Origin of the sequence: Alteromonas sp. K632G (genome assembly GCF_017653625.1) — a bacterium.
GTDB lineage: Bacteria > Pseudomonadota > Gammaproteobacteria > Enterobacterales > Alteromonadaceae > Alteromonas > Alteromonas naphthalenivorans.
The window spans coordinates 48,632-60,102 of sequence record NZ_JAGGDM010000011.1; the positions used below are offsets into that span (position 1 = coordinate 48,632).

Below are 11,471 nucleotides of genomic sequence, written 5' to 3' on the forward strand. Positions count from 1 at the left end.
AATGCTAAACAAAGTTTTGTCTTCGCTATACAGCTGGGTAATCATGGTGGTATTCGTGATTGCTATTATCACTGCGAATTCATTTTATGTGGTGCAAACCCTTGATGACTTATCAGCCTTAGAAGCGCGTCTATTTACCACTAGCCGCGTGATAAGCGCGGTGAACAAGTTGCACGTGGCCGTATTGCGCGCCGAATCAGGTCAACGTGGTTTCCTTCTTACTGAAGATGAAGCTTATCTGGAGGAGTACACACAGACACTGAATAACTTCACTGCCCTTGCCGATGAAGTTGAAGTGAGCGCGCTTGCGTCTGATTTGCCGGAACAATCAGAACGGATTGATAAGCTACTCGCCCTAACCCGCGTTAAAATTAACGGTATGGTACGTATTGTAGAGCTAGTTAGAGTGGGTGATTTAGATCAAGCCTTCACGTTGCTTGAAAGTGATAAAGGTCTTGATTTATACAACGACTTTGAAAACATGTTCGAACGCATTGATTCCTCAGAAAGAGATATTCAAGGTACGCATTTAGCCAGTTTGATGAAGCTAAGGCGTGACTCAGTGAATACGCTACTAATTTCATCAGGTACCACCCTGTTTCTTATTATCTCAATCTTCTTGTTGTTAAAAGCCAACATTCGAGAAAATGAGAAGCATAAAGATACCCTTGTAGACGTTAATGAAGACCTAGAACATAAAATATCTGAACGAAGCCAAGAATTACGAATTTATGCCGATGAGTTAGCTCGCAGCAACCGTGAACTTGAAGACTTCGCGTTTGTGGCCTCCCACGATCTCCAAGAGCCGCTTAGAAAAATTCGCGCCTTCGGTAACCGATTAGACTCTGGCTACAAAGATGTGATGGATGAACGTGGACAAGACTTTCTTGCCCGTATGCTTAACGCAGCCGAGCGTATGTCTATGTTGATTTCTGACCTTCTGTCTTTTTCTCGGGTTTCTACACGGGGTAAAGACTTCGAACAAGTGAATGTCGGTGACGTTATTGATGGTGTACTAGGTGATTTAGAAATAGCCATTGAGGAAAAAGGTGCCAATGTTATTGTGCAAGACATTCCTACTATTCGCGCGGACAAATCACAAATTGATCAGCTGTTTCTAAACTTATTGTCTAACGCGCTAAAATTTCAAACCGCTGATAAAGCACCTCTTATTGAAATTACAGCAACACCACCAAGTGAAGCTGATATGAAAGACATATTGTTAGCCGATGAGTATGACTGGATAAAAATTCAAATCTCAGATAACGGCATTGGCTTTGAACAAAGTTTTGCAGAAAAGATTTTTGCCCCGTTTCAACGCTTGCACGGTAGAAGCGAATACAAAGGAACAGGGATTGGCCTAGCGGTATGCCGGCGCATTGTTGAACGACACAATGGTCAAATTTCGGCAAAAAGCTCGCCAGGAGAAGGCGCAACCTTTACTATCCTTCTGCCAACAAACAGCGAGCCTTTTGGCTCTCTAAATAATCATGGAGATATCGCACATGACGCGTAAACAAACCCAACCAATTAATATCCTTATGGCAGATGACGATGAGGACGATCGTCTATTAACTGTAGACGCACTAAAAGAAAGCCGTGTGTTAAACAACTTATTTTGTGTTGAAGATGGCGTGGAGTTGCTTGAATTTTTACGCCATGAAGGTAAATACACAGATGCTAGCAAAGCCCCCCGCCCTAGCCTAATTCTGTTAGACCTTAACATGCCGCGAAAAGATGGCCGAGAAGCGTTACAGGAATTAAAAACCGATCCTAAATTACGTGGGATCCCAGTGGTCATCTTAACGACATCCAAAGAAGAAGAGGACATGCTTCGCGGATACGACTTAGGCTGTGCTTCATATATCGCTAAACCTGTGAATTTCGAGGGACTTGTCGAGCTTATGCGCGCGCTAGGTCGCTACTGGATTGAGTTTGTAGAATTGCCACACGATTAGTCGAATCTTATTAATTCAATTTACGTAGAGATGAGTCCATATGTAGGACGCAGTAAGTTATTACTCATGCTGCACGGCGCTAACCATTAGTGCCGCTATGTGTTAAAGCGCTTGTTATTTAGCGCTACGTTACGACTAATGTTTTATGGAGCGCACAGTGACCGAAGTTATCCGGGTTTTACTGATTGAAGATGACGAAGATGATTATTTTTTAACATCGGATTATTTACTTCAATGTGAAGAACCCCGTTTCCAGCTTACCTGGGTAACCAACAGTGCTGACGCCATAGATGCGTTACAGCGTCGAAATTTCGACTTGTGTTTGCTCGACTATCTACTTGGCGCAGAAAACGCAGTAGACGTATTAGAAGTGCTTAAATCAAACCAATTTAATCTTCCTGTTGTTATTTTAACCGGTCAATCAGACTCACAGGTTGACGAATTGGTGATGCGAGCGGGTGCAGCCGATTACCTGCAAAAAACAGAAATCGAGTCACCCCGTTTTATGCGCACCATTCGCTACGCCATGGTTCGACGAGAGATAGAAAACGAGCGATTAGAAAGACACAAAGTTGAACAACAGAACAAAGCGAAAGATAAATTTCTTGCTCATTTAGGCCACGAACTTCGCACCCCGCTTACGTCTATTTTAGGTTACACAGAGCTGCTATTAGACGACAAAGGTAATGACCCTTTGGCCCAAGAGCTGTCTATTATTTATTCCAATGGAAAGCACCTACTTAGCCTGTTAAATGACCTTCTTGATATGTCTCGCATTATGGCGGATAAACTTGAGCTTAATATCAAAGAAGTGCATCTAAGCCCTTTCCTTACTGATATTCATTCATTAATGCGATTAGCAGCGAAAGATAAAGATCTTGTTTTCGATGTGATTGCAGAAACCAAGATACCGGAAGTGATTGAAACCGATCCTACCCGTTTGCGCCAGGTGTTAATCAACTTAGTCAGTAACGCTGTGAAATTTACCGATACTGGCGCCATAACCGTTACCGTAGAAGTTCGTCCTCCAGCACCAGGAAAAGCCAATGAAAGGCTACACTTCATTGTTGAAGATACCGGCATTGGCATGCCACCCGATAAGCTAGAGAAAATCTTTCAGCCTTTCGAGCAAATCGAAGATATCATGCGTGCAAATCATGGCGGTGCTGGATTAGGTTTGGCAATAAGCCGAGAGCTTGTGGCCAAGTTAGGCGGAAGCATTAGTGTAGATTCAGTTTTTGGCAAAGGCAGCCGCTTTTCGTTTTCTATCGATCCCGGTGACATTAGCGAACAAAGCCGTACTCAACTTGCACTTAAGCCACCTAGCAGAGCTGAATCCAATAATTTAGATTTACAGGTTACTGGCAAGGTATTGATTGTTGATGATATTCGTGAGATTCGTCGCTTAACGGGGCATTTAGTCAGCCAATGTCACGCTACTGTTGCTTATGCAGAAAACGGCGTTAAAGCGTTAGAGGCTGTTTTACAAGCCGAAGAAGATAACGAGCCCTTTCATTTAGTGTTAATGGATATTCATATGCCGGTTATGAATGGTATTGAAGCCCTTCATGCAATAAGGCGGCATAAGAGCAACGTACCTGTTGTGGCCGTTACCGCCGCGAGTCGCAAAGGGTTAAAACAATCTTTAATGGATGACGGGTTTAATAATGTTATTAATAAACCTATTGAACGAGCTGCCCTTACTGAAGTGCTAGACCAGTATTTAGTGCGCTCTCAAGGACCAGCCGTGTCGAAAATAGAAACCGTTAAAACGGTAACTCAATGTACTCAACCTCAACCGACGGCTAAAAAAATATTAGTGATAGAAGACGACGAGGACGCAGCTGAGTTATTACAATTATTTTTGGTACACCAAGGCCACGATGTTATTACGGCCAATACGGGCGCAGATGCTATCGACCGTATGAACGAAGTGGTATTTGATCATGTATTAATGGATTTAACCCTTCCCGACTACCATGGATATGACTTAGCTGCCGAGTTAAATCAAATTCAACCCAAGGCCAAGCTGGTTATTGTCAGTGGCAATGAGCCAGATAGAGATACCATGAAACATTTAGGAGTTAGCCAGTCGCTCTTAAAGCCTGTGAGTAAAGAAGATTTAATCAGTGTGGTGTCATAAAAACAACATCGCACTAATAAGTTAGCTGCGACGAGTAGCTAACTTTTCCCTCCGCAAGCCTTTTTAACTTCTAACCGATTACGAAATTATTACACGGCCTACCTTGCAACTCTTACCTTAAATTAAATGCTAGCGTATCCGCCAAAACAAAACTAAAAATAAAACCTAAACAAATCAACAGCTTAAATACTTTTCAATGTTGGTATGAGCGTTGCAACTCTCTATGTGCAATCTAGCAAACTTAAGGAGAGTACTATGGCAACAAAAACTACTACGCCAAAAACAGCGAAAGTGAATAGCGTAACCGAGCCTAGTCACCCAGTCACGGATCAGTTAAAAGAAACACTTCATTCGTCAGTTGATAAACTGGCTGATAGTGCGGCCGTAGCTGAGGACAACATTCGTAACACGGCAAGTCGCTCTGCGGACAATATGTCTGAACGAAAACGTTTAGCTGAGCAAAAATGGCAGTCGTCTGGTGTACGAAAATATGCTATTGAGAACCCATTAGCCACTGCTGGTATGGCATTCGCAGCAGGTATGTTAGTGACTTCATTATTTCGCAAGAAATAAAGCATGAAACCTTTACCAGATTTTCGTAGTGCCACATACACGCTGAGCAGCGAAAATCCGTTTCGCCTGACTTCTCCGAGAAGTCAGGCGACATTTCGCATTCCTCAGCAAAGTACAACCGGCGAGACATCCGAGTCGTCTAACAACATTCCCCCAGACATTACATTTGAAGAGGCGCTGGCTTCTTTTAAAGCGCTTTACGCACAGAAAAAATATCAAGGCTTTGCATTAATCGACCTGATTAACGCTGAACTTCAGCTCATTACCAAGTCGATTTTTGTCAGTATTTTTGGCGCACTTACCGCATTTGCATTAGGTGGTTTTTGCTGGATTTTACTCAATTCATGCATTGGATTAGCCATGCACCATGCTGGCATGCCTGCACTACTTATTATGGTTATATTGTTACTGGTTAATAGCGTATTAAGTGTCGTTGCATTTATGCATGCACAGAGTGCATTCCGTTTTATTAACCTAAAACGACTTACCACATTAATGCAGTCTTTAACCAAGTAGTAGCAAACTCATTACGGCATTGCCGTCGGACAGCGTAAAACTAAGGAGCACTTATCATGAATATTTTTCTGAAAAAGAACTTAGAGGATATCAGGCAGTGTCAGCATAATTATTTAGCCCAAAAACATCATGCTGAAGAATCATTTGAGGAGGCTAAGCGAGATTGTCGTCTGCTCATGGGCAAACCTGAAGTATTATTAGGTATTGTTGCTGCTGGGGCTTACAAAGGTATAAATACTGACGCTCCAAAGAGCAAAAGAAATCAAGCTATTATGACTTTTGTGCGCACCACCGCACTTTCGTTCCTAAAATAATAGTCACTACAATTAATACTAGGAATTACCATGCGCTTACCAACAAAAATGAAAATAGCGGCTTTAGCATGCAGTATATTTGTTACCGCTTGCACCACTACACCTGTTGCCTCGCCCACACCCTACAAATCTGCGGTCACTAAAGAAGGCTATGGGTATTCTAGCGTTCAACTAACCGACAATGAATACCGAGTATTATTTAAAGCTACAGATCGCACTTCAGCAGATATTATTCAGCAATTCGCATTGCGCCGAGCCGCTGAACTCGCTAACAAACATAACTATGAATGGTTGGCTGTTATCAAAACCGACGTGGATAAAAAACCCGTTATGGCCAGAGCAGTCACCCACAATACCGATGAGCCCCAACCATTTGCCACCAATCAGCAATGCACTATGTCAGGATGTACCGAGGTGGCACAGCCTGCCCCGGGTCAAGGGCAGAACACGGTGACGCAGACACAGATTAACGACGTGTACTTCTCTATTCTGGTAAGAATGAGCAATACCCAAGGTAGTATGGGAAAGAACGCTTTATCTGTTACAGAAATTCTCGCTGACCAAGTAGATAAGGTTAAGTAAGCGCGCTTCAAACAGAAATATTTTTTGATGAAATGACCGCCACATGGCGGTCGTTTTGTTTTAAGCCCTCTAAGCTATATTTGAATTTGTTCAATTTTGCTCAGAATCTAAATGCAATGTGTTGGCTCGCTCTACCCAATCAAGATCTTTGGTTTGTTCATCCAGGGTTCCCTTGGCATCTTCTAAGAATACTTTGCAAAAATACTCTACCGACTGAAACCTTTCTCGGTACTGCTTCAATTGCACTTCCATTTCGTACATGGCGTTTGAAAATTCTGAATTGGATTTCGACAACTCGTAGTCACATTTAAGATACGCACATAGCACATCAGCGGCTTTAGCAAGCCGTACATGAATATCGTCTTTATCTTGTTCTATTAAAGGTTGATAGCGCTTCTGTAGCGGCTCAGGCAAGGTTTGTATCAGCATAGCCTCAAACCTGCGCTCGAGCTTTTTTATGGCCGCAGTAGTTTCAGGGTCGTGGTACTTTACAGGACTTGGAATATCACTCATACCCGCAATCTCGCTGCCTTCATGGAAAATAGCCATGGCAGCGACTCGATCGGGATCAACCGCTTCGTTGAACACATCCGCCGCTATCGCACCTAACATGTGAGCGACCATAGAGGCTTCGTAGATGTGTGTAGACAACATCTCCTCTTGAAACTGTGCCATTAAAGGCCATCGCTTCACATTTCTTGCCCGTTGCATCAAACCTATAAATGCGGAGTGAGTTTTCGCCATTTTGCGCCCTATAAAATTACGATTGTTAGAAATTGATAGTAGCATTTGCAAATCGGGAATGCTGCCTTGCTTGGTATGCCTCCCGCCATGTAAAAAGTGCAAATGCTCTGTAAACCTTGTTTAGCCGACGAATACATTATCGGTCAAAAGCAGTGGAATTTAATATCAAATACATATAAATCAGACACTTAACATTCAGGCACGGAGTTCGCATTAATATCTATGTCAGTAACGGAGCAAAAAGAGGATTTAGCTATGTTAGGTTGGGCAATTACTTTTTTCATTATCGCCATTATTGCAGCAGTTTTTGGTTTTGGCGGCATCGCAGGTGCAGCAACAGGTATCGCACAATTTTTATTCTTTGTGTTTATCGCTTTACTAGTCATTTCACTAGTCGCGAATGCCTTACGCGGTCGGTCACCACGAGCATAGATTTAACACACATTTAGATATTTTTAGATACTTTTAGGATACAGGAGAATGGACATGATCTCACAGAAATCATTATTGAAACTTTTAGCAGCTGGTACATTTGCACTAACACTTGCCGCATGCGGTGATAACAACGCAGAAGATGCAGGCGAAGAGCTAGACGAAATTGTAACAGATGCAGGCAACGCAGTAGAAGATGCTTGTGAAGATGTTAAAGAAGGCGCAGACGCCGAAGATAAAGACTGTTAATACTCGCTTTATCACGAAAAAAGCTGATGGACCTTGTCCATCAGCTTTTTTATACTTCTTTTTATACTTCTTCGCCGCCAAGCTCTCGCGCTAAATCGTCTAATTCTGATAGCGTTCTATCAAATTCATCCACCGCATAACGGTAAGATACCAACACGTGACGATCACTACGTCCAAACTTTACGACCAGTGAATCAACATCCATGTGTTTAACCGTGTTGATAAAACGATATGCTGTCATCTCACTGGCAAAACCAAATTCAACTTGGCTTTTCATCTTAAGCAACTACCTCTGGATTGTTATCCAATACATTTACTATCCGTTCAAGTAAATGCGTTTCTTGGTCATTAACTTTCCCATGCGCAATCCAATCTTCTAGCAACTGCGCAGGAGATAGGCTCTCGCCCTTCTCTAGTTTCGCTGTCATCATGGTTAGCTGGACATTGGTTCGCATGCTGCTATCGCTCTCAGGGCTAGGTAAATCAGTAGCGGCTTCTAACGCCACGGTTAACCAATGTCGACTTTGTTGAACAGGTGTAGGTTTAGACAGTGCAGACTTCCATCGCTTTTTAAGCATGTCGGCGTCATCATCATTGATGTTAGTAATGTCTCCTGCTCGCAGGCTCTCACTTAACACCGAAATAACCGATTGGGCACGCTGCTGTACCTTGCGAACCTGGCGCTGCTGAGCACGTGTTTGCTGCTGCTTTTGAATACCGGTTATTTTCTTATCGAGTTTTGCACGCATTGCACCAGGCAACTCTTTGGCACGCGATTCGATATCCTGTATTGAAGTAGCAATCGTCGATTCATCAGATTCCGAGTCAATAGCATTCAATTGAGTAAAAAGGGTATTAAAGGTTTCATCAAATGCTGATGACTGTGCCTTACGTTGATCTTTTAAGCGTCCGAATAATGCATCGTTTGCTAAGCGAAACTCACGCCACAATCGGCTTTCATCACGCTTACCGGCATGGCCTATGGCTTTCCAACTGTGTTGCAGCTGCTGCGCTGTTTCAGTGGCGCTAGCAATATCTTTCTCTGCTAACAGCGCTGAGGCTTGAGCAACGAGTTGCTGCTTCGCTTTTTTATTCATCGCATGCCACTGATTCACTTTAGTTTGCAGCGGGCTGATGGTTTTATTCCAACGTTGCTTTAACGACTCGTATTCACGCTTTTCAACCTGACCACACTCATGCCACTGCTTAACGGTTCTATCGAACAGTTTAGCCAGCACCGCTTCGTCCTGTGACAAATCGATGGCAGCAACTTGTTCAATTAATGACTGACGAGCTTTAAGCGCTTTCTCACGTTCAGCATCTAATGCCGCGTAATGCTCGCGACAAGGCTGAAACGCAAGTTCTAACGCGGCGTCGAAAGCATTTTGAAGCGCGTCATCGTCGCTGCCAGCGCCTAACGAAAGCCACTGCTGACGAAGATAACGAATGGCTTCACCACGCTGTTTTATATCTTCGACGGGAGTTGAAGCTAATGTCTGCGCTTCCTCTACCAGTGCTGGTTTTCTAGGTGCTGCAATATAATCTTGCCAGCCTTCGAGATGAGCAATATCTTCGGCAGTTTTCTCAAAACGCTTAGCCAATTGTTTCTTAACACTCTCAGGCATAGATTCAAAGCTTGCAGATAACTTTTCAAACTTAGTAATAGCCCCGCGGTACTTACCTTGGGCGATTAAGTTATCTATCACACTGATTTGCTTTCTGCACTGACGAAGCGCCTGGTCTACTTCTGCTTTTTTAGCTTGTTTTTTCTGACTGAAAACACGGGAAGCTGCATGCCAGCGCTTATTAAGGGCGCTTGGTACTGAAATAAGTTCATTGCGTAAGTCGTGATACTTTTCACTTAACGCTTTAAATTCGGCTTCGATTGATTCTGGGGCTTTATGGCTAACGTCATCATTTTGATCGGTGCCATTTTGAACAGCGTCTCCTTCAACAGATTTACTTTCAGTTGCATCAGTGTTTACAGCTTTGGCCGCTTCAACAGTTTGTTCTGTGAGCACTTTCTCTTTATCGTCTTGCCCACTTGTTACTGGTTCAGAAGGCGTAATTGCGGTGTGTTGTTGCTTAGCTTCTTCTGCAAGGGATTCTTCCGCAAGAGCTTCTACTTGAGACAAACAAATCAGAAGCTTTTGACCGTACTGCTGTTGCATCGAAAAAGCTTCTAAACTGTTGTTTAACGAAGCTATTCCAGTACGTACTTCGTCAAGCAGTTTAGCGCTGCCACCTAATGAAGCCATGTGATCTGCGCTTACTTCTAATGCGCGTACCGACTCATTGACTACCGCTACATCAGCAAGGGTCGCCTCACACAAACGCTCACCATAGAGCCAATTAACTTGTATAGTGGCATGCGATAAATGCTGCTTACAAAGGGCTTCAATTTCGGCTTTTTCTTTTGCCGCTTTTTGCGCTTCCCACTCAGGTCTAATACGCGATAGGTGACGTGATACCTTTTCGCTAATACGTGCGAATTTAGCGTCCACCGCCGTCTTATCTTCTGAACTCAATATCGATGAATCTGTCATTAAGTCATTATATTCACCTAACAATTCAGCTTGACGCTTGTCAATATCTTCAACGTCTGATTTATCAACCAGCGCTTGATATTTAGACAAACACAAAGTCACGCGTCGCATTAATTCAATAGGCTTTTCGGCTTGCGCTTTCAGTACTTGAAGCTTTGTAGCTATAGCGGCGTGAATAGCATTATCTCTGCATTTCTTTTCCAGCTTTTGCAGCACACTACTATCTTCAATAGTGGCCAAAATAGACTGTTGCATCGCGTTATCTGCATGATGAAGAAAAATGGTTTGGGTAAAAGCTGGCTTATCGACTTTGTGAAGCAACGTCATGACAAGATTATTGTCTGCCAATAAACTTGGGTCGTTGACCAATACAGTCTGAATCAATTCACCATTGGCACTTTCACGCAAAAATGATGCTTTTTCATTCGCGTTTATGGTTACATCACCCTGTCCCATCAAGGCTGCCTCAACGGTGCGTTCAGCAATTTTTTTCACCTTCGCATGGTGGGCGCTTTGTGACATTTTAAGCCACAATACAAACGTGTTTAGTTTGTTAAGGGCTGCAAGGCTGACATCAGCATTGGCATCGTTAAATGCTAGTTCATGTAAAATCGTTTTGTCTGTGGGCTTTTCCGGCGACAGGTTTTGAATAGCTTCCAGTCGTTTTTCGGGATTCTGACTGGTGTGAGAAGGAGCAAAGAACCGACTAAATATCATCCTGTTTAAACCGCGCTATAGTGTTGTTATCATCTTCTTGCTTGGAAAGTGCACGTTTAAAATCTGATTTACTTTTATGCACTATTTCGCCGCTTTCATTAACCGTCATATGTTCCGACGATTTCTCTATTTTTGCTTGATACAGCATGACTGCCTGCATACAGCTGGCCTTCTGCTCTTCACTTAAAGGCGTACCATCAAGCCATTTACCGGTTTCCACGGATTGACGCAGGCGTTCATACACCTCAGGCGTCATACTATTTAGTAATACTTCTATATTCATGAACGAAAACGTTTAATAAGTACAATTCTTACGCGGTTGACAAGATACCACACGAAGCCTGCAATACTGGCTACAATAGCGAGATTATGTTGCAAGTCGCCGGGCCTTGTTCCGCCCCAATACATAAAACCGAATCCCGCCACAAATATGATCATGGCAATAAGCGATTGATTTTGAATGCTCTGTAACTTTTTGAATTTTTGTAGATTTTTCTTACGTTCAATATCTTCTGAGGAAGCATCGCCTATCTTGAAATCACAATGTGGGCATATTTTTGCTTTGTCAGACGTTTTCTTATTGCACGATGGGCAGTCAACGAGTGCCATAATTTGCTCCTGTAGGAATGATGCGGAAATAACCAGGTAGCATTGGTTTTAGAGGTGAGTATTTTACGTATTGAAATGCGTATTGCAA

14 protein-coding genes are annotated in these 11,471 nt (G+C 43.0%); 9 read left to right on the forward strand and 5 right to left on the reverse strand.

Going from position 1 to position 11,471, the window contains the following annotated elements:
* The first annotated feature begins 1 nt into the window (after position 1).
* The 7 genes from J5X92_RS12030 to J5X92_RS12060 all read left to right on the forward strand — a co-directional run bounded on the left by J5X92_RS12030 (position 2) and on the right by J5X92_RS12060 (position 6,086).
* Positions 2 to 1,516 carry a sensor histidine kinase gene (locus J5X92_RS12030; protein ID WP_208805835.1) on the forward strand — a complete coding sequence of 505 codons (1,515 nt, stop codon included), beginning with the start codon at positions 2 to 4 and terminating at the stop codon, positions 1,514 to 1,516.
* Positions 1,506 to 1,958: a response regulator gene (locus J5X92_RS12035; RefSeq protein WP_208805836.1), complete on the forward strand. Its 453-nt coding sequence runs from the start codon at positions 1,506 to 1,508 to the stop codon at positions 1,956 to 1,958. The genes J5X92_RS12030 and J5X92_RS12035 overlap by 11 nt, the downstream gene beginning before the upstream one ends.
* A gap of 157 nt (positions 1,959 to 2,115) precedes the next feature.
* Complete coding sequence (locus J5X92_RS12040) at positions 2,116 to 4,101, forward strand: response regulator (protein ID WP_208805837.1); 1,986 nt, start codon at positions 2,116 to 2,118, stop codon at positions 4,099 to 4,101.
* A 255-nt stretch (positions 4,102 to 4,356) separates the two neighbouring features.
* The gene (locus J5X92_RS12045) at positions 4,357 to 4,674 is read left to right on the forward strand and encodes a DUF883 domain-containing protein (protein ID WP_208805838.1); all 318 of its coding nucleotides are present in this window, start codon (positions 4,357 to 4,359) and stop codon (positions 4,672 to 4,674) included.
* A gap of 3 nt (positions 4,675 to 4,677) precedes the next feature.
* Positions 4,678 to 5,190, forward strand: coding sequence for a hypothetical protein (locus J5X92_RS12050; protein ID WP_208805839.1), 513 nt, complete (start codon positions 4,678 to 4,680; stop codon positions 5,188 to 5,190).
* A 56-nt stretch (positions 5,191 to 5,246) separates the two neighbouring features.
* Complete coding sequence (locus J5X92_RS12055) at positions 5,247 to 5,504, forward strand: hypothetical protein (RefSeq protein WP_013783664.1); 258 nt, start codon at positions 5,247 to 5,249, stop codon at positions 5,502 to 5,504.
* A 30-nt stretch (positions 5,505 to 5,534) separates the two neighbouring features.
* Positions 5,535 to 6,086 carry a hypothetical protein gene (locus J5X92_RS12060; RefSeq protein WP_208805840.1) on the forward strand — a complete coding sequence of 184 codons (552 nt, stop codon included), beginning with the start codon at positions 5,535 to 5,537 and terminating at the stop codon, positions 6,084 to 6,086.
* 90 nt (positions 6,087 to 6,176) lie between these two features.
* On the opposite strand, the gene yfbR is transcribed toward J5X92_RS12060, so the two are convergent.
* Positions 6,177 to 6,830, reverse strand: a complete 654-nt coding sequence (gene yfbR, locus J5X92_RS12065; RefSeq protein ID WP_129739015.1) for a 5'-deoxynucleotidase — start codon at positions 6,828 to 6,830, stop codon at positions 6,177 to 6,179.
* A gap of 255 nt (positions 6,831 to 7,085) precedes the next feature.
* Between yfbR and J5X92_RS12070 the strand changes: the two genes are divergently transcribed.
* Entirely contained in the window at positions 7,086 to 7,262 is a 177-nt protein-coding gene (locus tag J5X92_RS12070; RefSeq protein WP_041452796.1) for a DUF1328 family protein, read from the forward strand.
* 54 nt (positions 7,263 to 7,316) lie between these two features.
* Positions 7,317 to 7,511 carry a hypothetical protein gene (locus tag J5X92_RS12075; RefSeq protein WP_083820183.1) on the forward strand — a complete coding sequence of 65 codons (195 nt, stop codon included), beginning with the start codon at positions 7,317 to 7,319 and terminating at the stop codon, positions 7,509 to 7,511.
* A 61-nt stretch (positions 7,512 to 7,572) separates the two neighbouring features.
* Here the strand turns inward: J5X92_RS12075 and J5X92_RS12080 are convergent, their stop codons facing one another.
* From J5X92_RS12080 to J5X92_RS12095, 4 genes are read right to left on the reverse strand one after another with little or no spacing between them, the layout of a single operon-like run.
* A complete protein-coding gene (locus J5X92_RS12080; RefSeq protein WP_013783659.1) occupies positions 7,573 to 7,788 on the reverse strand; it encodes a hypothetical protein in 216 nt (71 codons plus the stop codon).
* Position 7,789: 1 nt separating this feature from the next.
* The gene (locus J5X92_RS12085) at positions 7,790 to 10,774 is read right to left on the reverse strand and encodes a DUF349 domain-containing protein (protein ID WP_208805841.1); all 2,985 of its coding nucleotides are present in this window, start codon (positions 10,772 to 10,774) and stop codon (positions 7,790 to 7,792) included.
* Positions 10,764 to 11,057, reverse strand: a complete 294-nt coding sequence (locus tag J5X92_RS12090; protein WP_129739019.1) for a DUF1315 family protein — start codon at positions 11,055 to 11,057, stop codon at positions 10,764 to 10,766. Before J5X92_RS12090 ends, J5X92_RS12085 begins: the two co-directional genes overlap by 11 nt.
* A complete protein-coding gene (locus J5X92_RS12095; RefSeq protein ID WP_013783656.1) occupies positions 11,054 to 11,383 on the reverse strand; it encodes a zinc ribbon domain-containing protein in 330 nt (109 codons plus the stop codon). Before J5X92_RS12095 ends, J5X92_RS12090 begins: the two co-directional genes overlap by 4 nt.
* Positions 11,384 to 11,471: the final 88 nt, after the last annotated feature.